This window comes from Moraxella macacae 0408225, from assembly GCF_000320365.1.
Lineage (GTDB): Bacteria > Pseudomonadota > Gammaproteobacteria > Pseudomonadales > Moraxellaceae > Faucicola > Faucicola macacae.
This window is the reverse complement of sequence record NZ_ANIN01000002.1, coordinates 142,329-163,648: the sequence shown is the minus strand read 5'-3', so window position 1 is coordinate 163,648 and position 21,320 is coordinate 142,329. Positions and strand designations below refer to the sequence as shown.

The window sequence follows — 21,320 nt, the reverse complement described above, 5'->3', positions numbered from 1 at the left end:
TTAAGCCAACCATGAAACGTTTGGCTTAAACTGGCTGTGCAAAACACTGTCCGTATCACCATACGCCACGCACTCGCCTTGTTTTAGTACAATCACCTGCTGACACAAGGCTTGCACCACAGCCAAATCATGACTAATAAAAATGTAACTTAAGTTAAATTCTTGTTGAATTTTTCTTAATAATTTTACCACGGCAATTTGGGTTTGGCTGTCTAATGCTGACGTTGGTTCATCTAAAATCAAAATTTTTGGCCTCATAACAAGCGATCTTGCCAAGGCAACACGTTGACGTTGACCACCTGACAACTCGTGCGGATAACGATGCACAAAATCAGTCGGTAAATTCACCGTTTGCAAGGCATCTGCCACCATGCGTTCTCGCGCCGGCTTATCAATTTTTTGTACCAACAACCCCTCTTCAATAATCTCACCCACAGTAAAACGCGGATTGATACTGGCATATGGATCTTGAAATACCATTTGGATCTGCGAACGATAGGGTTTAAATTGTTGATGGTTTAACGCCAAAATATCGATGGTTTTTGTGGCTATTGATAAATTAATTTTACCAAACAATTTGGTTTTATTTGACAATAATTTTAGCAAAGCCAATGATGTGGTGGTTTTACCAGATCCGCTTTCGCCAACGATACCAAGCGACTGCCCTTGTTTTAACTCAAAAGACAGATTTTTTACCGTATCGGTATAAGTTAACGCTTTGCCAAACAAATTTTTATCTTTTACAAAACCAATGGACAAATTTTGTACCGTCAACACGCTTGTTTGAGTGTTTGGATTAAATGGATTTGGACTGCCAAAATCCTGATAAATCAAGGCCTTGGTATAATCATGTTGTGGATTGGCAAAAATTTGTTGGGTTTTACCCTCATCAAGCACTCGCCCTTGGTGCATTACCAAAACCGTATCACTGTAATTTTTTACCAAGTTTAAATCATGACTGATCAAAATGATAGCCATATTGTACTGCTGTTTGAGTTTGTTTAACAACGCCAAAATCTCATGACGCAAACTCATATCAAGGGCTGTGGTGGGTTCATCAGCAATTAAAATTTGTGGCCGCTGTGCCAATGCCATCGCAATCATCACCCGCTGGCGTTCACCGCCTGACAATTCATGCGGATAAGCCAACAACCGTCCACTGGGGTTACGAATATTCACCTGCTCTAATAACCGGATCGCTTGGTTTTTTAACTCATTTTTTGGCGTATCAGCAAGCAACAAACTTTCAAACAATTGTTTGCCAATATGATGCAACGGATTGAGTGCGGTCATCGGTTCTTGAAAAATCATACCAATTTTTTTGCCACGCAATTTTTGAAAAAACGTTTTGTTTTTAGACAAGCGTTCAAATTGTTCGGTAAAATTTTGTTGTGTTTGTGGATCGGTTATGCTAATTTTGCCAAAAACACTTAGGCTATTTGGCAAAAGTCCAAGCAAAGCAAGACTGGACAGTGATTTTCCTGAACCACTTTCACCAACAATCGCAAGCGTTTCACCCAAGTTTAATTGGTAAGTTAACCCATCAACCAAGGTTTGCCTGGTAGATTTTATGGTCAGATTTTCGATGCTTAATAGGTTGTTTGTTTTTTGTAAGTTGTTTGTGTTTTGCATGATTTTTTCCAAGGCGAGCTTGCGGTTTGTTTTTTTGATAAAAATACAATGAGTTGTCAACACATGCTAACTTTGCCGTGTATCAAACGCATCTCTTAATGCCTCGCCAATAAAAATCAGCAGTGATAAAATGATTGTCAAGCTAAAAAATGCCGAAAGAGCCAACCACGGCGCATCAAGGTTATTTTTAGCTTGATTCATAAGCTCTCCCAAAGACGGCGATCCTGCTGGTAGCCCATAACCCAAAAAATCAAGGGCGGTTAAACTTACCACATTTGCTGTTAAAATAAATGGCAATTGCGAAAGACTGCTTGCCAAAGCGTTAGGCAAAATATGGCGAAACATGATATTGCGATCACTTACCCCCATAGCCTTGGCCGAACGCACATAATCAAAATTACGCGCCTTTAAAAATTCTGCACGCACAAGCCCAACAAGCCCCAGCCAACCAAACAACAACATCATAAAAAACAGCACCATCACACTGGGACTAAACAAACTTACCAAAATAATAATCATAAAAAGCTGTGGCATACCGCTCCACACTTCCATCAATCGCTGGCCGATAAGGTCAATTTTTCCGCCGTAATAACCTTGCACCGCCCCAACCAAAATACCAATCACAGATCCTACCAACGTAAGTGCCAACCCAAACAAAAGCGACACGCGAAGTCCATACAAAATCCGAGCCAACACATCACGCCCATGATCGTCCGTACCAAGCCAGTTAGTAGCATTTGGTGGTGCAGGATATTCCGTGCGATCCAAACTTGGTGTTTGATCGGCAAACTCAATCGGTGGCATAAGCATATAGCCGTTTTGCTTGATTAATTGTTGCACAATGGGGTCTTTATACTCGGCTTCGGTTTCAAACACCCCGCCAAATGTCGTCTCAGGATAGGTTTTTAGCACAGGAACATAAAAGCTGTTGTTATATTTAACCAACAATGGTTTGTCATTGGCAATAAAATTTGCCCCCAAACACAACACAAAAACAATCATAAATAAAATAAACGCACAAAAGCCTATTTTGTTATTTTTAAAACGGCGAAACTGGGCTTTACGAATGGCAGATAGCTTCATAACCAACCTCATCATACCAAATAATTAAGCAATGCTAAATTCATACAACAGTATCCTTTCATAATCTAACGACTTTCAAAATCAATGCGCGGATCAACAAACTGATAGCTAATATCACTCATTAATTGCAATATCAATCCAACAAGCGTAAATATAAACAACGTGCCAAAAATAACTGGATAATCACGCTGCTGTGTTGCCTCAAAACCCAAGCGTCCAAGCCCATCTAGGTTAAAAATAATCTCTATCAAAAAATTACCGGTAAAAAATATCCCCACCACTGCAGACGGAATGCCTGCAATAATAATCAGCATTGCATTTTTAAACACATGACCGTAGAGTACTTTTTTTTCAGGCAAACCTTTGGCTCGTGCAGTTAAAACATACTGTTTGCTCAACTCTTCCATAAAGCTAAATTTGGTTAAATACGCAAGCCCTGCAAATCCACCAATACTGCTTGCAATTAAGGGCAATGCCAAATGCCAAAAATAATCTTTCACTTTAGCCGTCATAGACAATTCAGCAAAATTTTCCGACACCAATCCTTGCAACGGAAATATTTGCCAATAACTACCGCCTGCCAACAATACCAACAACAAAATTGCCAAAATAAACACAGGCACAGCATAACCCACCGCCAACAAAAAAGCCGTGCTTTTATCAAAAAAAGAATTGTGATAAACCGCCTTATAAATACCAAGCGGAATGGCAATGATATAAATCAGCAAGGTACTCCAAAGTCCAAGCGAAATGGAAACAGGCATTTTTTCCACAATTAACGTGGTAACTTTTTTGCCTTTAAAAAACGACTCACCAAAATCAAGCGTGGCATAATTTTTTAGCATAAGCCAAAACCGTTCAGGGGCGGATTTGTCAAAACCGTATTGTTTTTTAATCGCTTCCACCATATCCGGTGATAAACCGCGACTGCCTTGATAATTTTGGGTAATCACTTGCGTGTCTATTTTGCTTTGCTTTTGTTCGTGTTCGATTTGGGCAATTTTCTGCTCCACAGGCCCACCGGGAGCGGATTGAATAAGGGCAAAATTGGTTAATAATATCAATAACAAAGTCGGAATAATCAATAAAATTCGCTTTAAAATATATTTAGCCATGCTAATCTTCCATTGAGTTTTGATTAAAAATTATTTTTTTAATTCCCTTAATGTTGCAAAAATGGTGAGCGATTGAGTGCTTGTAAGAATACATGACCGCATCATAAGTAAAATTTTCAGCACACTTTGGACAAGCGGACAAAACATTATCAGTTAAAGTGTCAGTCATAAGCAACCATCAAAGCAAATAATCCGTCATTATAGCACATTTGGCAACATAATTTGGCAAATACAATTTAGCAACAGTGCGTTTGGTATAAATTTGGTGCAAATTTGCCACAAAACCTATCACAATTGTTAACAGTTTGCCATTTGGTTTTGCCGTTTTGTTGTGCAACAATAAGGGCAAAAATAGAAAAATAAAAGACACACAATAAGGAGGCAAAATGACGCTATTTTTAGAACCGTGGCATTGGTTAGCGCTAGGCATTGTTTTGATGAGCGCCGAAATTCTGCTGCCGAGTTTTTTTCTGTTGTGGCTGGGCGTGGCGAGCATTTTGACCGCTGTCATTTTTTACTTGATGCCTGCCACTTTTGATGGCTATTTGTCGCTGGTGGTGTTGTGGCTGATTTTATCCGCCGCTTTGTGCGCGCTGTGGTTTGTGTTTATCAATCCCAAAATCAAAACGCGCACCAAATCGGGGCTTGGCGCGGGCGTTATTATTGGTGATGTTGGTATGATTGTCGTGCCGCCAACACCTGATGCAGCGGGGCTTGTGCGCTTTAGCACCCCTAAAGCAGGCGCTACCGAATGGGCGTGCCGCGCGCAAAACGAACTTTTGACCATGGGCGACAGAGTGTTGGTTAGCAATATTTTAGGCAATGAATTATTGGTTACAAAACTTTAGTTACGCTTTAATTAAACTTTAATTACATTTTAGTTACACTGTTATTACAAAACAACAACATCAGTTTACTTAGGAGCAACCATGGGACTTAGTTTATCAATCATTTTAATCGTTTTTGCCCTTATCATCTTAATGAAAGGCGTGCGCCTTGTGCCGCAAGGCAGCAAATGGATTGTGCAAAGGCTGGGCAAATATCACACCACGCTAGAACCCGGTCTTAGCTTGATTATTCCATTTGTGGATTCCGTCGCTTACAAAATTACAACAAAAGACATCGTGCTGGATATCCCGAGTCAAGAAGTCATCACGCGCGATAACGTCGTTATCATCGCTAACGCTGTCGCTTACATCAACATTGTGCAGCCTGAAAAGGCGGTTTATGGCATTGAAAATTATGAGCAAGGCATTCGCACGCTGGTGCAAACTTCTTTGCGTTCCATTGTGGGCGAGATGGATTTGGACAACGCGCTGTCTAGCCGCGACCAAATCAAAGCGCAGCTCAAACAAGCCATTAGCGCCGAGATTGCCGATTGGGGCATTACGCTCAAAACCGTTGAAATTCAAGACATCAAGCCCTCGCCCACCATGCAACTGGCGATGGAAGAACAAGCCGCCGCCGAGCGCCAGCGCCGCGCCATTGTTACGCGCGCCGATGGGCAAAAACAGGCCGCGATTTTGGAAGCCGATGGGCGACTGGAAGCCTCGCGCCGCGATGCTAGAGCACAAGTGGTACTGGCACGCGGTTCGGAAGCCTCGATTCGCCTAATCAGCCAAGCCCTAGATGGCAAAGAAATGCCCGCGGTATATTTGCTTGGCGAACAATACATCAAAGCGATGAACGATTTGGCAAGCTCTAATAATTCCAAAATGGTGGTATTGCCCGCGGATATTTTAAGCACCATTAAGGGATTAGCAGGAGATAAATTTAAAGTTTAATTTATAAACACATTGACGTGGTAAATTTTTACTTTTAAAAAACAACTCACCGCTAATATTCCATTGAGTTTTGATTAAAAATTATTTTTTAATTTTCTTAATGCTGCAAAAATGGTGAGCGGTTGGTTGTCGCTGATGTTGGTTTTTTGTTGCACCGCCAAACTTAAGTCATCAGATGGGTTAAGTGCTTGCAAGAATACATTAATTTGGCGTTCATTTGCTAAAGTTGTGGGTAAAGTTGGCTTGTTGATTTTTTGTAGTTGTGCATAATTTTTCAGGGCTTGCTTGATATTGTTATCATTTGGTAAAATAAAGTTGGCAAATTCAAGATTTTGTAGCGTATATTCGTGCGCAGGATAAAATAACGTGTCTGTCGCTAACGCATTAAAGCGCTGAAAACTGGCAAACAACTGTTCAATCGTGCCTGTAAACACACGCCCACAGCCTGCTGCAAACAATGTATCACCACAAAAAACATGTATTTTATTACCAACTTGCTTATTACCAACTTGCAATAAAAAACTCAAATGGCTGTCGGTATGCCCAAAGGTTTGCCAAACTTTTACCGCATATTCCCAAGCGGTTATCGGAATATTTTCATCAATCAAGGTTAAATTTTTTTGAGCAATTTTATCCGTTAGTCCATGATTTTTATGAGCAAAAATCTGCACATCAGGGTTTTGTTTTACCAATTGCAACACACCACCAGTATGATCATGATGGTGATGCGTTATCCAAATTGCTTGTAGTTTTATTTGATTTTGTTGTAAAAAATTCTGCACAACGGTTGCATCACCTGTATCAATAGCAATCGCTTCTTGCTTATCGCGATTAATCAACAACCAAATATAATTCGTATCAAAAGCAGCGATCGGTGTGATATCCAGCATAATATTCCTTAACATTTGTCGGCAAAATTATCGTACGAAACACTTATTTTAACACGTTCAATCATGAAAACAAAATCTATCGGTCTATCTTGTCATAACCATCTTGTAAAAAACTTGCCACAAAATGACTTTTTGGGCTATTTTTTAAGGTTTTATAATCACCAACCTGCTCAATTTGTCCGTGATTCATCACCACAATTTCATCGGCAAGTTCTACCGCTTCTTCTTGATCGTGCGTAACCAGTATGCTCGTTACGCCAAGTTTTTGATGCATGGATTTTAACCACGCTCTAAGCTCTTTGCGCACCTTGGCATCCAAAGCGCCAAAAGGCTCATCAAGCAATAACAGTTTTGGTTCTATCGCCAAAGATCGAGCCAAGGCAATGCGTTGGCGTTGTCCACCTGAAAGTTGGTGCGGATATTTTTTTATCATATGAGCCAATTGCACAAGCTCCAGCAAGTGATTGACCTTTTTGTCAATTTCATCTTTGTTTGGACGTTTATGTTTTGGCATAACACGAAGACCAAACGCCACATTATCAAACACGTTCATATGCCGAAACAAAGCGTAATGCTGAAACATAAAACCGATATGACGCTTTTGCACAGGCGTGTCGGTTACATCTACACCATCAAACAAAACCCGCCCAGTATCAGCACATTCAAGCCCTGCAACAATGCGCAATAACGTGGTTTTGCCACACCCTGACGGCCCAAGCAGTGCGGTTAACTTTCCTGTCGCAACGGTTAAATTAAGAGGCTGTAAGGCGGTAAAATTGCCAAATCGTTTGGTAACATCACGAATTTCAATACTCATCTAATAACCCCATCTAACCCATTCATTTAATTAAATATTTTTAAAATTATTATTTAATAAAAATAAATTTTTTACATTGCCAATTGCTTTTTACGCTGTTGATAACTTAAAAATTGTTGTAACAACAAGGTGATTAACGCAAGCGATGCCAATAAACTTGACAACGCAAAAGCTGCGGTAAAATTGTATTCGTTATAAGCAATTTCTACAAGCAAAGGCATGGTATTCGTCTGTCCGCGGATATGCCCTGACACCACTGACACCGCCCCAAATTCACCCATCGCACGAGCATTGGTTAAAATCATACCATAAAGCAATGCCCATTTAATATTAGGTAAAGTTATCCGATAAAACATCTGCCAACCACTTGCTCCAAGTGTCAAAGCCGCCTGCTCTTCACTTGCTCCTTGCGATTGCATAAGAGGCATAATCTCACGAACCACAAAAGGAAAAGTTACAAACATCGTGGCAATCACTATCCCCGGAAGGGCAAAAATCACCTGAACACCAAAATATTGAAGCCAACCACCAAGCCACGAATTTTGCCCAAGCAATACCACAAACATCAGCCCTGCAACCACAGGCGACACCGAAAAGGGAATGTCAAGCAACGTTGTTACAATCTGCTTGCCTTTAAATTCAAACCGAGTCAAAAGCCATGCCACAGCAACACCAATCACAGCATTAATTGGCACAACAATAAATGCAGTAATCAGCGTAAGTTTAATAGCATGCAAAGCCTCGCTTTCTGTTAAAGACGCAAGATATAACTGCCAACCTGATTTTAACGCTTCATAAAACACTGCAAGCAAAGGAATGACAAGCATAACAAACATAAAACCAACCGCCACAACAATCAGCACATAACGCACCCACGTCGGTTCTTTTGTTGCCACCTGTGTCTGATAGTGATAACCATGCCCACCAATCACAACACCCCTCCCATGCGTTTGGTAAATAACCATTGCAATGCATTAATCACAAATAAAATAATAAATGAAATCAATAACATAAATAAAGCCACTGCCGATGCACCCGCCACATCATAGCTGTCTAATTTGCCAATGATGATAAGCGGTAAAATTTCAGATTTCATTGGCAGGTTGCCTGCAATAAAAATCACCGAGCCATATTCACCCATCGCCCGCGCAAACATCATGCCACCACCCATAAGTAAAGATGGATACAGCTCTGGCAGCACCACTTTACCAAAAGTCGTCAAGCGATTTGCTCCCAAAACCGCACTGGCTTCCTCGTACTCCACTGACATTTCGGCTAAGACAGGTTGCACCGATCGGATAACAAACGGCAAACTTACCACAATTAACGCAAGCCAAATCCCAATCGGCGTAAATGCAATGCGAACACCAAACAGCATAAACCATTGCCCTATCAAACCATTTGGAGCATACAAAGTAGCCAACGAAATTCCCATTACCGCAGTTGGCAAAGCAAAAGGCAAATCCACCAAGGCATTTACAAGCGATCTTCCCCAAAACTCATAGCGTACCAACACCCACGCAATCAAAGTACCAAATACCAAATTGGTTACCGTTGCCAACAGTGATGTTTTTAAGGTCAAATAAATGGCGTGTTTTACGCGTGCTTCATTAATCACCTGCCAAAACCCAGTCATACCCAAATCACTTGCGGTAAACACAAGTGCCACAAAAGGTAAAAACACCAAAAGCGACAACGCAAACACACTGATGCCAAGGCTTAGATTAAAAAAGGGCATAATATGGCGTTTTGTATTTTTGGATAAACTTAGCAAAGAATTGACGGTTGCCATGCAATAATCCTTGTGATACAACAATGTTACAATAAAAAATAAATTTTCAGTATTGTAACCCATTTTTTAATATGCTAAAAAATAGTTTTATATCCTATACTTATTCACCCTAAGAATATACCCAAAACCAAAAACCAAAACCCCCATCACTCAAACAGCAACAGGGGTTTAAATAGGAAGCTGACGATTACCTACTCTCACATGGGAAAACCACACTACCATCGGCGTATTGTTGTTTCACTTCTGAGTTCGAGAAGGGATCAGGTGGTACCAACAAGCTATAATCGTCAGCAAAAAGGGTATAGAGAAATGAAGCTAAGTTAAGTTTTTTAGTTAACTTAGGTTCTGTCTTTATCTTTGTAAAAAGAACCAACCAATCAAGGTTTTCAATCAAGGTTTTGGTATTTAATCGTTAACCCATAAACACACTTAAGCGTTGTATGGTCAAGCCAAACGAGCAATTAGTATTGGTTAGCTACATGTATCACTACACTTCCACACCCAACCTATCAACGTCGTAGTCTACAACGGCTCTTTGGGGAAATCTTATCTTAAGGTGGGCTTCCCGCTTAGATGCTTTCAGCGGTTATCCCATCCGAACATAGCTACTCGGCAATGCCACTGGCGTGACAACCGAAACACCAGAGGTTCGTCCACTCTGGTCCTCTCGTACTAGGAGCAGATCCTCTCAAATTTCCAACGCCCACGGTAGATAGGGACCGAACTGTCTCACGACGTTCTAAACCCAGCTCGCGTACCTCTTTAAATGGCGAACAGCCATACCCTTGGGACCTGCTTCAGCCCCAGGATGAGATGAGCCGACATCGAGGTGCCAAACACCGCCGTCGATATGAACTCTTGGGCGGTATCAGCCTGTTATCCCCAGAGTACCTTTTATCCGTTGAGCGATGGCCCTTCCATACAGAACCACCGGATCACTAAGACCTACTTTCGTACCTGCTCGACTTGTGGGTCTCGCAGTTAAGCGCGCTTTTGCCTTTATACTCTTTGGACGATTTCCGACCGTCCTGAGCGCACCTTCGTACTCCTCCGTTACTCTTTAGGAGGAGACCGCCCCAGTCAAACTACCCACCATACATTGTCCTTGAATTTGTTAATTCTAAGTTAGAACCCCAACATAACCAGGGTGGTATTTCAAGGTTGGCTCCACAAATACTGGCGTATCTGCTTCAAAGCCTCCCACCTATCCTACACAAGTTAGGTCAAAGTTCAATGTAAAGCTGTAGTAAAGGTTCACGGGGTCTTTCCGTCTAGCCGCGGGTACACAGCATCTTCACTGCGATTTCGATTTCACTGAGTCTCTGCTGGAGACAGCGCCGCCATCATTATGCCATTCGTGCAGGTCGGAACTTACCCGACAAGGAATTTCGCTACCTTAGGACCGTTATAGTTACGGCCGCCGTTTACTGGGGCTTCGATCAATAGCTTCGCTTGCGCTAACCACATCAATTAACCTTCCAGCACCGGGCAGGCATCACACCCTATACGTCCACTTTCGTGTTTGCAGAGTGCTGTGTTTTTAATAAACAGTTGCAGCGGCCTGGTATCTGCGACTGCCAACAGCTCAAAGAGCAAGTCTTATCACCATCAGCAGCGTACCTTCTCCCGAAGTTACGGTACCATTTTGCCTAGTTCCTTCAGCAGAGTTCTCTCAAGCGCCTTAGTATTCTCTACCTGACCACCTGTGTCGGTTTCGGGTACGATTTGTTTATGATTGTGCTTAGAAGCTTTTCCTGGAAGCAGGGTATTTGCCACTTCGCCAATAAATTGGCTTGCTGTCAGCTCTCAGTAATAGCCAAGCGGATTTGCCTACTTAGCCTACCTACAACCTTTCACCTGGACAACCAACGCCAGGCTGACATAACCTTCTCCGTCCCTCCATCGCATCATAAACAAGTATTGGAATATTAACCAATTTCCCATCGACTACGCCTTTCGGCCTCGCCTTAGGGGTCGACTCACCCAGCCCCGATTAACGTTGGACTGGAACCCTTGGTCTTTTGGCGAACGGGCTTTTCACCCGTTTTGTCGTTACTCACGTCAGCATTCGCTCTTGTGATACCTCCAGCATGCTTTACAACACACCTTCACAGACTTACACAACGCTCCCCTACCACTTAATTGAAACAATTAAATCCGCAGCTTCGGCTCCTAGTTTGAGCCCCGTTACATCTTCCGCGCAGGCCGACTCGACTAGTGAGCTATTACGCTTTCTTTAAAGGGTGGCTGCTTCTAAGCCAACCTCCTAGCTGTCTGTGCCTTCCCACATCGTTTCCCACTTAACTAGGAATTTGGGGCCTTAGCTGGCGGTCTGGGTTGTTTCCCTCTTGACAACGGACGTTAGCACCCGCTGTCTGTCTCCCGGATAGTACTCATCGGTATTCGGAGTTTGCATCGGTTTGGTAAGTCGGTGTGACCCCCTAGCCGAAACAGTGCTCTACCCCCAATGGTATTCGTCCGAGGCGCTACCTAAATAGCTTTCGGGGAGAACCAGCTATCACCGAGTTTGATTAGCCTTTCACCCCTATCCACAAGTCATCCCCTGGCTTTTCAACGACAGTGGGTTCGGTCCTCCGATGCCTGTTACGGCATTTTCAACCTGCTCATGGATAGATCACTCGGTTTCGGGTCTATACCCTGCAACTAGACGCCCTATTAAGACTCGGTTTCCCTACGGCTCCCCTAAACGGTTAACCTTGCTACAGAATATAAGTCGCTGACCCATTATACAAAAGGTACGCCGTCACCCAACAAGTGGGCTCCGACTGCTTGTATGCACACGGTTTCAGGTTCTATTTCACTCCCCTCACAGGGGTTCTTTTCGCCTTTCCCTCACGGTACTGGTTCACTATCGGTCAGTCAGGAGTATTTAGCCTTGGAGGATGGTCCCCCCATCTTCATACAGGATTTCACGTGTCCCGCACTACTTAATATGCTTTTTTAAATGTTTAAAATACAGGACTATCACCTTCTACGGTCAACCTTTCCAAGTTGTTCTTCTACATTTAAATCAGTCGGCTCCTCCCCGTTCGCTCGCCGCTACTAAGGGAATCTCTATTGATGTCTTTTCCTCGGGGTACTGAGATGTTTCACTTCTCCCGGTTTGCCTCGTAATAAATTACGATACCTATCTTATGATAAGTGGGTTTCCCCATTCAGATATCGCCGGATCACAGGATATTGCCACCTCCCCGACGCTTTTCGCAGGCTGTCACGTCTTTCATCGCCTCTGACTGCCAAGGCATCCACCATGTGCACTTAATTACTTGACCATACAACCTTAAGCATGCTTTGTGTCATATTTAATGACATACTTCATGTATGAGCTGTATCGGTAATTGTAACGATTTTAATACCTGGTTTACGCTTGATTTTTACCATCACGGTGTTTTGTGATGGTATTTCAGTTCTCTTTACTTTATACCACCATACAGTTTTGTCAACAGATTGTGCTGTCAACAGATTGTGTGGTGGTAAAGGTTAATTATTTGTTGGAATTAAATAATTAACCCAGACTCATTTCTCTATGTTGTTATTGAATTGTCTGTCACTTCATCAGGGACAGTTCTATTATACTTAATAGAATAAAGCAATCAGTAAATCAGCAATCGTTTGTTTGTTGTACTTGTTTGTTTGCTATAATTACTTTTTCTATTAATATAAGTTTACTTGTTAGTTAATAAACTGGTGGAGTTAAGGAGAGTCGAACTCCTGACCTCCTGCGTGCAAGGCAGGCGCTCTACCAACTGAGCTATAACCCCGCTATTAAAAGCTGGTGGGTCTAATAAGACTTGAACTTATGACCCCTGCCTTATCAAGGCAGTGCTCTAACCAACTGAGCTATAGACCCTAAAAGCTGTTAAAAAGGCAATGCTTTTGGCTTTTTAACTTTATTAGCTGCTTACTCAATAAAAAACAACTTGCTGTAGATTCTCTACTACCACTGTTTTAAGGAGGTGATCCAGCCACAGGTTCCCCTACGGCTACCTTGTTACGACTTCACCCCAGTCATCGACCACACCGTGGTAATCGCCCTCTTGCGTTAGGCTAACTACTTCTGGTGCAATCAACTCCCATGGTGTGACGGGCGGTGTGTACAAGGCCCGGGAACGTATTCACCGCGGCTTTCTGATCCGCGATTACTAGCGATTCCGACTTCATGGAGTCGAGTTGCAGACTCCAATCCGGACTACGATAGGCTTTTTGAGATTGGCATCACATCGCTGTGTAGCAACCCTCTGTACCTACCATTGTAGCACGTGTGTAGCCCTGGTCGTAAGGGCCATGATGACTTGACGTCGTCCCCACCTTCCTCCAGTTTGTCACTGGCAGTATCCTTAAAGTTCCCGGCATGACCCGCTGGCAAGTAAGGAAAAGGGTTGCGCTCGTTGCGGGACTTAACCCAACATCTCACGACACGAGCTGACGACAGCCATGCAGCACCTGTATTCTAATTCCCGAAGGCACTCTCGCATCTCTGCAAGATTCTAGATATGTCAAGACCAGGTAAGGTTCTTCGCGTTGCATCGAATTAAACCACATGCTCCACCGCTTGTGCGGGCCCCCGTCAATTCATTTGAGTTTTAACCTTGCGGCCGTACTCCCCAGGCGGTCTACTTATCGCGTTAACTGCGCCACTAAGTGTTCAAGACACCCAACGGCTAGTAGACATCGTTTACGGCGTGGACTACCAGGGTATCTAATCCTGTTTGCTACCCACGCTTTCGAACCTCAGTGTCAGTATGGTGCCAGGGGGCTGCCTTCGCCATCGGTATTCCTCCAGATCTCTACGCATTTCACCGCTACACCTGGAATTCTACCCCCCTCTCATCTACTCTAGCCAACCAGTATCACATGCAGTTCCTAGGTTAAGCCCAGGGATTTCACATGTGACTTAATTAGCCACCTACGCTCGCTTTACGCCCAGTAATTCCGATTAACGCTCGCACCCTCTGTATTACCGCGGCTGCTGGCACAGAGTTAGCCGGTGCTTATTCTGTGGGTAACGTCAAGATTATCAGGTATTAATTGATAATTGTTCCTCCCCACTTAAAGTGCTTTACAACCAAAAGGCCTTCTTCACACACGCGGCATGGCTGGATCAGGGTTTCCCCCATTGTCCAATATTCCCCACTGCTGCCTCCCGTAGGAGTCTGGGCCGTGTCTCAGTCCCAGTGTGGCTGATCATCCTCTCAGACCAGCTACAGATCGTCGCCTTGGTAGGCTTTTACCCCACCAACTAGCTAATCTGGTTTAGGCTCATCTCATAACGACAGCTTGCGCCATCTTTCTCCCGTAGGACGTATGCGGTATTAATTTGGGTTTCCCCAAGCTATCCCCCATTATGAGGCAGATTCCTAAATGTTACTCACCCGTTCGCCACTAATCTTATCCAGCAAGCTGGATAATCATCGTTCGACTTGCATGTGTTAAGCCTGCCGCCAGCGTTCAATCTGAGCCATGATCAAACTCTTCAGTTTAATCTTTTATTTAGAGTTGATTTTTGCATAATATTTTATTATTATGTTATTAGTCAAACTCAGGCTCTTTTTATACTGTTTGCTCAAATAAACTTACGAAAGTTTTCTTCTGTACAAAAGAATATAAAAAGTTTTTTGTTTTATATATTTATTTGTGCCAGTAGAAAATCTACACAAGTTGTTTTTTATTTTAATTTGTTATTTAGTTTTGTTCTTAACATCGTCTGTTAAGAGTTGCATATTTTATCAGCTTTATTTTTATTGTCAAGCTGTTTTTTATTTTTTATGCTTTTTTTAATTAAAAACTTTTGATTAAAAAAACTTTTGATTAAAAAACTTTTGATTAAAAAACTTTTGATTAAAAAAACTTTTAATTAAGATTAAGTAAGTTGTTTTAATTAAGTTGTTTTTATTTAAAAAAATTATTTGTTTAAGCTTTGTTGCTTAACTTAACTTTGTTGCTTAAGTTAATAAGAATAAGATAAGCTTTGTTGCTTAAGTGGGTGCGTATTATATAGAAGTTTTTGGATAGGTCAAGGGGTTTTTTGGGGTTTTTGGGGTTTTTTGTGTAAGTGTTTGTTTTTTAGGGGGATTTATTTTCAAATTTTTTGTTTCTTTTGCTTTTTTGAGTTTTATTGGCTTTTAATGGTTTATAAGCGTATAATAAAAGTAGTTTTGCCAGCAAGTCATTTTGTTACACTAAATTGACTAAATGATGCGTTAGCTTATTTTTCATGGGGGCTTATATGTCAAGTTCGGATTATAAAATTCCCGTACATCAGATAGATGCGACCAAAAAACGTGTGCATCCGCGCTTTGTAACTGGATTTTATCAAAATATTCGTTTGGTAAGTATGTATTTTTTATTGGCGTTGTTTTTGGCATTGCCATGGCTACGCTACGATGGGCATCAGGCAATTTGGTTTGATTTTACAGGGCAACGCATTTATATTTTTGGAATGACATTTTTGCCTCAAGATATGTTCTTTTTTGCGTTTTTCTTTATCATTGCTGCGTTTTTATTGTTTTTTATAACCGTGTATGCAGGACGGGTGTGGTGTGGTTATGCGTGCCCACAAACAATTTGGACTCATATGTTTCAATATACCGAAAAACTTGTGATCGGCGATCGTAACAAACAATTTAAACTGGATAAAGCACCTTTAAATACTGAAAAAATTATCAAACGCAGTATTGTGTATGTGATTTGGGCATTAATGTCAATCATAACAGCGTTAACATTTACCAGTTATGCAGTTGGCACAGATTATTTATATGGCGATTTTTTAAATTGGTCAACGTTAACTTGGGTTTCTTTGTTTATTTTCGCCGTTTCAACTTTTATTAACGCAGGGTATATGCGTGAACATATGTGTACTCATATTTGTCCATATGGCCGCTTCCAAAGCGTTATGTTTGACAAAGATACCTTGATTGTCTCATACGATTACAAACGCGGTGAACCACGCGGTGCAAGAAAAAAAGGCAAAGAAAATCCTGATTTAGGGGATTGTGTCAATTGTTTTATGTGTGTGCAAGTCTGTCCAACTGGGATTGATATTCGCGATGGCTTACAAGTAGAGTGCATTCAATGTGCAGCGTGTATTGATGCATGCAACGAAATTATGGATAAAGTAAATTTGCCACGCGGTTTGATTCGATATTCTACCGAAAGACAATTAGAAGAAAATCAAACAAGCAAATTACTGCGTCCACGTTTATTTGCTTATATGTTTGTGCTGATTGTGTTGTTTGGTGGGTCGATTTATACCTTATGGGGACGCGTGCCACTACAGCTGGATATTCGGCGCGATCGTGGTCAATTGTCATCTATAACCGCTCAAGGCATGGTGGAAAATACCTATATTGTCAAAATTACCAACAAAACCCAACATTCGCATGAATATGCAATTAGCCTTATACCACAAAAAGGTTTAACACTGGACAGTCGTTTTAAAACCATTCCGCTAGAAGCAGGTGAAAGTTACGACATGCCTGTGAGTGTTATTGGCGATCCAAATGTTATCACACAAAACAAAACCCCAATTCAGTTGCAGGTTATTAGCGTTGATGACAATGGTCAATATAAAGCCACAAAAGAAAATGTGTTTATTAAGGCTAAATAAAAGCCTTTTAAACCTTACCAAAAATAAACTGGTACTTATTGGTATCAGTTTAACATTTTTTGCTATAATAACTAATAACCTTTTGTTTTTTAACTTTTTGTTTTTTAAGATTGAGCCACGATGATGAACAAAACCACAACTAAAAATGCCACACAGCCCATTTCAAAACTTTGGTATAAAAATTACATGGTTTGGATTTTTGTGATTGGTTTGCCTGTGTTTGTGGTGATTGCTTGTATCTTTTTTATCATTTATTCGGTGCAAATCAAGGACAGCGTGGTGCGTGATGACTGGTATATGGACGGAAAAACTTTGTACGCCGACGTGTCTAAAGACAAACTTGCCCATGATTTGGGCTTAAATGGCGTGATGGATATTCAACAAAATCATGTTAATTTTCAACTACATGCACCAACACAAGACTTTCATATCCCTGATGAGTTAAAAATAGAAATTTCTCACGCAACCCAAGTGCAAAAAGATCGCGATCTTACTTTAAAACACTTAGCAAATGGCAAGTTTAGCGGAATGGTGGATTTTGATCCCGATGCAGGAAAATATTACATTATCGTGCATAACCCTGAAAATTCATGGCGATTGCGCAGCACGCACATTTTGCCAACTGATAAAAAAATTGACTTTAAGCCATTGACATCGTTTGACAACCCATAAATCAAAACCAAAAAAGGAATAACCATGTCCAATTTTGACCAAAACCAAATTAACAATCACCAAATTAACAGCCGCTTATGGAGCAATGTGGTAAAAAACCTAAATCCATACACACCCGGCGAACAGCCCAAACACGCCGATCTGTGCAAACTCAACACCAATGAAAATCCCTTTGCACCATCACCAAAAGTCGTCGAAGCAATTACCCAAGCTCTTAGCAACCAAGCCAATGATTTACGCTTATACCCAGCTCCTGAATCTGACGCATTGCGAGAAACTTTGGCCGATGTTTACCAGTTAGACAAAAACCAAATTTTTGTTGGCAATGGTTCTGATGAAGTATTGGCACATATTTTTGCGTGTTTTTTTGTCAAAAATCTGCCTATTTTGACGCCTGATATCGGTTATAGTTTTTATCCTGTATACGCCAATACGTTTGGGGTAAATTTACAAAAAATTGCGTTAAAACAAGACTTTAGCCTTGATATCAACGATTATAATCAACCAAACAGTGGCATTATTTTTGCCAATCCAAATGCCCCAACGGGAATTTTATTAAGTTTAGAAAAAATTAAACAGTTATTAAAAAATAATCAAAATAGCGTGGTGGTTGTAGATGAAGCCTACATTGATTTTGCCGAAAATCCAAGCTCAGCAATAGGTTTAATACATGAATTTGACAATTTAATCGTTAGCCAAACTTTTTCAAAATCGCGTTCATTGGCGGGGCTTCGAGTTGGCATGGCGTTTGCTAATCCTTCGCTCATTGAAGCGTTAAACCGTTACAAAAATAGTTTTAACAGTTATCCGCTTGATCGTTTGGCACAAGTCGGCGCAACAGCAAGCCTACAAGACCATGCTTATTTTCAAGATTGTTGCAAGCAGGTGATTGCACTGCGTCAAGACTTGGTAAAAAATCTGATGATGCTTGGTTTTCATGTATTGCCATCACAGGCTAATTTTGTGTTTGCCAAACCGCCAAGCTACTGCGGTGAAACCAAACAATTGTTTGAAAGATTACGCAACCAAGGCGTGATTACGCGTCATTTTGATTCAGCAAAAATCACAGATTATTTGCGCATTACCGTTGGCACACAAGCACAAAATCAACGTTTAATCAATGCACTACAAGAAATTCTTAACAACCCTTAATTCATGAACATTTGCTTGGAAGTTACCTTTGCTTGGAAGTGTCTTTGCTTGGAAGTTATCAAAAAATGAGTGCTGTTTTACAATATTATTTAAAATGTCAGCAGGTTGAAACCGGTCAAATTTTGACGTATCGATTTAGCAATGAACAAGATTTGTTAAATTTTTCTAAGTTGATTGGTGAAAAATTATTATCAATTATTGATACACATATTGTATTTTATGACATACAACCTTTGTTTAATCCGTTTAACAATGATGCGTTTGATCATGCCACAAAAATCAACAGTGGAGATATCAACACGGCGTTAGATGGACGCGTGCAACTTCATGAATGGTTGCAATAACTTATCATACAAAATTTATCATACAAAATTTATCATACAAAACTTATCACGCAAAAATTTATCATGTAAGAATTTATCATGCAAGAACTTATGCTTATTCAAGTCGCCCTACCCACGCCACTATACCGCGTGTTTGATTATCTGATCCCTGATGATTTGCAAAACACAAAAAACTTCCCAAAAATTGGCAGTCGCGTGTGCGTGCCTTTTGGTCGACAAAAGTTGATTGGTATTGTTGTTGCCCATCTAAAACACAGCAATATTGCACAAAACAAACTCAAACCTATCATCGAAGTGCTTGATAATCAAGCAATTATTGACGAAAATTTGTTACAACTTGCCCATTGGCTCGCGCGGTATTACCATTATCCAATTGGTGATGTGTTTGGAGTGATTTTGCCAACTTTAGTGCGACAAGGCAGTCCGCTTGAACAAGATGAGACTTTTTGGCGCCTATTACGCCAAAAAAATGATCATGATTTTTCCGCCAAAGCAACCAAAGAGCGTGAGCAATTTGCACTCATTGAACAGCATTGTCAATTTGACTTAGCCAATCAAACCACTCAAATTTTAGAAAGCAAGCTGCTGGAGCAAGGGGTAAAAAAACATTTTTTAAAAAAATTCGCCCAAAAAGGATTGATTGAATCCTTTACCGCTTTGCCAAAATTAACCCCACCGCCGCCAGTTGAACTAAAACAAGCCAATTTAACATTAAATGATGAACAAAAATTTGCACTTGATAAAGTTGTACAAGCCTTTAACGATCAGATTTATCAAGGGTTTTTGTTAAACGGCGTTACAGGTTCTGGCAAAACCGAGGTGTATTTGCAAGTCATGCAACCGATTTTGCAACAAGGCAAACAGGTGCTAATTCTCGTCCCTGAAATTGGTTTAACCCCACAAACATTGGCCAGGTTTTCTGAACGTTTTAAAGCCAATGTACTGATGTTGCACTCGGATTTGACCGATAAAGTACGCCTACACGGTTGGCAAGCGTGTCGCACAGGACAAGCCCAAATTGTCATTGGCACTCGCTCGTCGATTTTTTATCCATTTGTCAACTTAGGTTTGATTATCGTTGATGAAAGTCATGACCAATCCTACAAACAACAAGACACCTTGCGTTATCATGCAGGCAATGTGGCGTTATACCGTGGGGCAATGACAAAAATTCCTGTCATACTTGGTACAGCAACGCCGTCGCTTGAAAGTTTGCAACTGGTGAATTTGGGTAAATTAACCGAACTGCGTTTAACCAAACGAGCGGGCAATGCCAAATCCGCTCCCATTCAACTCATTGATGCTCGGCAACAAAAACGCACTCACGGTTTGGCAAAAAATCTGATTAACGCTATGCAAAAAACCTTGGATAAAAACGAACAAGTGTTGGTTTTTCTTAATCGTCGCGGCTATGCTCCGATTTTATTGTGCGATGCGTGCGGTTGGCAAGCGGATTGTCCGCGGTGCGATGCCCATTTGACCGTACATTTATCACCCATTGCCTTGTTAAAATGTCATCATTGTGATTGGCAAAACCCCATACCAAAAACTTGCCCTGACTGTGGTAGTGGCAATATTGACCCTGTTGGTATGGGAACGGCACGGCTTACAGAAGGGCTTGGTAAGATTTTTACCGACATACCGATCATTCAAATTGACCGCGATACCACAAGACGCAAGGACAGTTGGCAAAAAATTTACCAACAAATCGCAGACAACCCAAAAGCAATTTTGGTTGGCACACAGATGATAGCCAAAGGACATCATTTTCCCAATGTAACTTTGGTGGCAATGCCAAATGCTGATAGGGGATTTTTGTCCGCGGATTTTCGTTCGCCTGAACACACCGCCCAACTTATCACCCAAGTGGCAGGGCGGGCAGGGCGGGCAGATAAGCAAGGACGTGTGTTAATCCAAACATTACAGCCTGATAATCCTGATTTGTTGTTGCTTGTGCGCGATGGCTACGAGGCATTGGCCAGGCAACTGTTAAGCACGCGTAGACTGCTTGGTTTGCCACCGATAAGGTTTGCCTGTTTGGTGCGAACAGAAAGCAATTCTTTAGAAAAAAATCATAAATTATTAAATGATGCCAAACAATTATTACCCGATCAACCAACATTAATCCAAATGGGTTTGGCGGTGATGGGCGTTATTGATGCACCGATGACAAAAAAAAATAGCCGTTATCATTCTCAATTGTTGCTATTAAGCCCACAACGATCAAGTTTACATCACTTGCTCAATGTATGGTGGGAACAAGTATTAACATTGCCATCAGCAAAATACATCAAAATCACCTTAGACATCGATCCCAGTGGGTGGGGCTAACTTTACAAATTGTAACATTAGTGCATAACATTAGTGCATAAGATTCTTGCTCTTTATTACTTAGGCTATTTATGTTAAACT

Annotated in this window: 15 protein-coding genes, 2 tRNA genes and 3 rRNA genes; 7 read left to right on the top strand and 13 right to left on the bottom strand. The window is 41.3% G+C overall.

Features of this window, described 5'->3' with window-relative positions; genetic code table 11:
* From MOMA_RS06270 to MOMA_RS09880, 4 genes are all read right to left on the bottom strand, one after another.
* Nucleotides 1–1,632, bottom strand: a complete 1,632-nt coding sequence (locus MOMA_RS06270) for an ATP-binding cassette domain-containing protein (RefSeq protein ID WP_009501642.1) — start codon at nucleotides 1,630–1,632, stop codon at nucleotides 1–3.
* A 66-nt stretch (nucleotides 1,633–1,698) separates the two neighbouring features.
* The gene (locus tag MOMA_RS06265) at nucleotides 1,699–2,715 is read right to left on the bottom strand and encodes an ABC transporter permease (protein WP_009501640.1); all 1,017 of its coding nucleotides are present in this window, start codon (nucleotides 2,713–2,715) and stop codon (nucleotides 1,699–1,701) included.
* A 65-nt stretch (nucleotides 2,716–2,780) separates the two neighbouring features.
* Complete coding sequence (yejB, locus tag MOMA_RS06260; protein ID WP_009501638.1) at nucleotides 2,781–3,830, bottom strand: microcin C ABC transporter permease YejB; 1,050 nt, start codon at nucleotides 3,828–3,830, stop codon at nucleotides 2,781–2,783.
* A gap of 178 nt (nucleotides 3,831–4,008) precedes the next feature.
* Nucleotides 4,009–4,260 carry a hypothetical protein gene (locus tag MOMA_RS09880; RefSeq protein WP_202593261.1) on the bottom strand — a complete coding sequence of 84 codons (252 nt, stop codon included), beginning with the start codon at nucleotides 4,258–4,260 and terminating at the stop codon, nucleotides 4,009–4,011.
* A 7-nt stretch (nucleotides 4,261–4,267) separates the two neighbouring features.
* On the opposite strand from MOMA_RS09880, the gene MOMA_RS06250 reads away from it, so the two are divergent.
* Complete coding sequence (locus tag MOMA_RS06250; protein ID WP_227498096.1) at nucleotides 4,268–4,678, top strand: NfeD family protein; 411 nt, start codon at nucleotides 4,268–4,270, stop codon at nucleotides 4,676–4,678.
* A gap of 81 nt (nucleotides 4,679–4,759) precedes the next feature.
* Complete coding sequence (locus tag MOMA_RS06245) at nucleotides 4,760–5,614, top strand: SPFH domain-containing protein (protein ID WP_009501633.1); 855 nt, start codon at nucleotides 4,760–4,762, stop codon at nucleotides 5,612–5,614.
* Nucleotides 5,615–5,688: 74 nt separating this feature from the next.
* Here the strand turns inward: MOMA_RS06245 and gloB are convergent, their stop codons facing one another.
* The 9 genes from gloB to MOMA_RS06200 form a co-directional block, all read right to left on the bottom strand.
* The gene (gene gloB, locus MOMA_RS06240) at nucleotides 5,689–6,504 is read right to left on the bottom strand and encodes a hydroxyacylglutathione hydrolase (RefSeq protein ID WP_009501632.1); all 816 of its coding nucleotides are present in this window, start codon (nucleotides 6,502–6,504) and stop codon (nucleotides 5,689–5,691) included.
* 76 nt (nucleotides 6,505–6,580) lie between these two features.
* Nucleotides 6,581–7,321 carry a sulfate/molybdate ABC transporter ATP-binding protein gene (locus tag MOMA_RS06235; protein ID WP_009501630.1) on the bottom strand — a complete coding sequence of 247 codons (741 nt, stop codon included), beginning with the start codon at nucleotides 7,319–7,321 and terminating at the stop codon, nucleotides 6,581–6,583.
* A 71-nt stretch (nucleotides 7,322–7,392) separates the two neighbouring features.
* Nucleotides 7,393–8,286: a sulfate ABC transporter permease subunit CysW gene (gene cysW, locus MOMA_RS06230; RefSeq protein ID WP_051012741.1), complete on the bottom strand. Its 894-nt coding sequence runs from the start codon at nucleotides 8,284–8,286 to the stop codon at nucleotides 7,393–7,395.
* A complete protein-coding gene (gene cysT, locus MOMA_RS06225; RefSeq protein ID WP_040625267.1) occupies nucleotides 8,250–9,113 on the bottom strand; it encodes a sulfate ABC transporter permease subunit CysT in 864 nt (287 codons plus the stop codon). The genes cysW and cysT overlap by 37 nt, the downstream gene beginning before the upstream one ends.
* A gap of 178 nt (nucleotides 9,114–9,291) precedes the next feature.
* Nucleotides 9,292–9,405: ribosomal RNA gene (gene rrf, locus MOMA_RS06220) — 5S ribosomal RNA — on the bottom strand.
* A 148-nt stretch (nucleotides 9,406–9,553) separates the two neighbouring features.
* Nucleotides 9,554–12,406: ribosomal RNA gene (locus tag MOMA_RS06215) — 23S ribosomal RNA — on the bottom strand.
* A gap of 413 nt (nucleotides 12,407–12,819) precedes the next feature.
* A tRNA-Ala gene (locus tag MOMA_RS06210) sits at nucleotides 12,820–12,895 on the bottom strand.
* 12 nt (nucleotides 12,896–12,907) lie between these two features.
* Nucleotides 12,908–12,984: transfer RNA gene (locus MOMA_RS06205), tRNA-Ile, on the bottom strand.
* Nucleotides 12,985–13,083: 99 nt separating this feature from the next.
* Nucleotides 13,084–14,614, bottom strand: a 16S ribosomal RNA gene (locus MOMA_RS06200).
* The 16S, 23S and 5S rRNA genes sit together here with 2 tRNA genes alongside, the layout of an rRNA operon.
* Nucleotides 14,615–15,360: 746 nt before the next feature.
* On the opposite strand from MOMA_RS06200, the gene ccoG reads away from it, so the two are divergent.
* From ccoG to MOMA_RS06175, 5 genes are all read left to right on the top strand, one after another.
* The gene (gene ccoG / locus MOMA_RS06195; RefSeq protein WP_040625266.1) at nucleotides 15,361–16,740 is read left to right on the top strand and encodes a cytochrome c oxidase accessory protein CcoG; all 1,380 of its coding nucleotides are present in this window, start codon (nucleotides 15,361–15,363) and stop codon (nucleotides 16,738–16,740) included.
* 123 nt (nucleotides 16,741–16,863) lie between these two features.
* A complete protein-coding gene (locus tag MOMA_RS06190) occupies nucleotides 16,864–17,412 on the top strand; it encodes a FixH family protein (RefSeq protein WP_009501625.1) in 549 nt (182 codons plus the stop codon).
* Nucleotides 17,413–17,436: 24 nt separating this feature from the next.
* Nucleotides 17,437–18,564, top strand: a complete 1,128-nt coding sequence (hisC, locus tag MOMA_RS06185) for a histidinol-phosphate transaminase (RefSeq protein ID WP_009501624.1) — start codon at nucleotides 17,437–17,439, stop codon at nucleotides 18,562–18,564.
* Nucleotides 18,565–18,629: 65 nt separating this feature from the next.
* Nucleotides 18,630–18,908 (top strand): hypothetical protein, encoded by a 279-nt coding sequence (locus tag MOMA_RS06180; protein ID WP_009501623.1) that lies wholly within the window; start codon nucleotides 18,630–18,632, stop codon nucleotides 18,906–18,908.
* A 78-nt stretch (nucleotides 18,909–18,986) separates the two neighbouring features.
* Nucleotides 18,987–21,239 carry a primosomal protein N' gene (locus MOMA_RS06175; protein WP_009501622.1) on the top strand — a complete coding sequence of 751 codons (2,253 nt, stop codon included), beginning with the start codon at nucleotides 18,987–18,989 and terminating at the stop codon, nucleotides 21,237–21,239.
* Nucleotides 21,240–21,320 lie beyond the last annotated feature (81 nt).

Excerpts from the sequence above, each read along its gene's own strand:
- MOMA_RS06245 (WP_009501633.1), top strand. The coding sequence starts at position 4,760 with ATGGGACTTAGTTTATCAATCATTTTAATCGTTTTTGCCCTTATCATC.
- cysW (WP_051012741.1), bottom strand. The coding sequence starts at position 8,286 with ATGGTTATTTACCAAACGCATGGGAGGGGTGTTGTGATTGGTGGGCAT.
- MOMA_RS06270 (WP_009501642.1), bottom strand. The coding sequence starts at position 1,632 with ATGCAAAACACAAACAACTTACAAAAAACAAACAACCTATTAAGCATC.
- MOMA_RS09880 (WP_202593261.1), bottom strand. The coding sequence starts at position 4,260 with ATGCCTAGCGCTAACCAATGCCACGGTTCTAAAAATAGCGTCATTTTG.
- yejB (WP_009501638.1), bottom strand. The coding sequence starts at position 3,830 with ATGGCTAAATATATTTTAAAGCGAATTTTATTGATTATTCCGACTTTG.
- MOMA_RS06175 (WP_009501622.1), top strand. The coding sequence starts at position 18,987 with ATGCAAGAACTTATGCTTATTCAAGTCGCCCTACCCACGCCACTATAC.
- MOMA_RS06235 (WP_009501630.1), bottom strand. The coding sequence starts at position 7,321 with ATGAGTATTGAAATTCGTGATGTTACCAAACGATTTGGCAATTTTACC.
- cysT (WP_040625267.1), bottom strand. The coding sequence starts at position 9,113 with ATGGCAACCGTCAATTCTTTGCTAAGTTTATCCAAAAATACAAAACGC.
- MOMA_RS06250 (WP_227498096.1), top strand. The coding sequence starts at position 4,268 with ATGAGCGCCGAAATTCTGCTGCCGAGTTTTTTTCTGTTGTGGCTGGGC.
- hisC (WP_009501624.1), top strand. The coding sequence starts at position 17,437 with ATGTCCAATTTTGACCAAAACCAAATTAACAATCACCAAATTAACAGC.
- gloB (WP_009501632.1), bottom strand. The coding sequence starts at position 6,504 with ATGCTGGATATCACACCGATCGCTGCTTTTGATACGAATTATATTTGG.
- MOMA_RS06190 (WP_009501625.1), top strand. The coding sequence starts at position 16,864 with ATGAACAAAACCACAACTAAAAATGCCACACAGCCCATTTCAAAACTT.
- MOMA_RS06180 (WP_009501623.1), top strand. The coding sequence starts at position 18,630 with ATGAGTGCTGTTTTACAATATTATTTAAAATGTCAGCAGGTTGAAACC.
- ccoG (WP_040625266.1), top strand. The coding sequence starts at position 15,361 with ATGTCAAGTTCGGATTATAAAATTCCCGTACATCAGATAGATGCGACC.
- MOMA_RS06265 (WP_009501640.1), bottom strand. The coding sequence starts at position 2,715 with ATGAAGCTATCTGCCATTCGTAAAGCCCAGTTTCGCCGTTTTAAAAAT.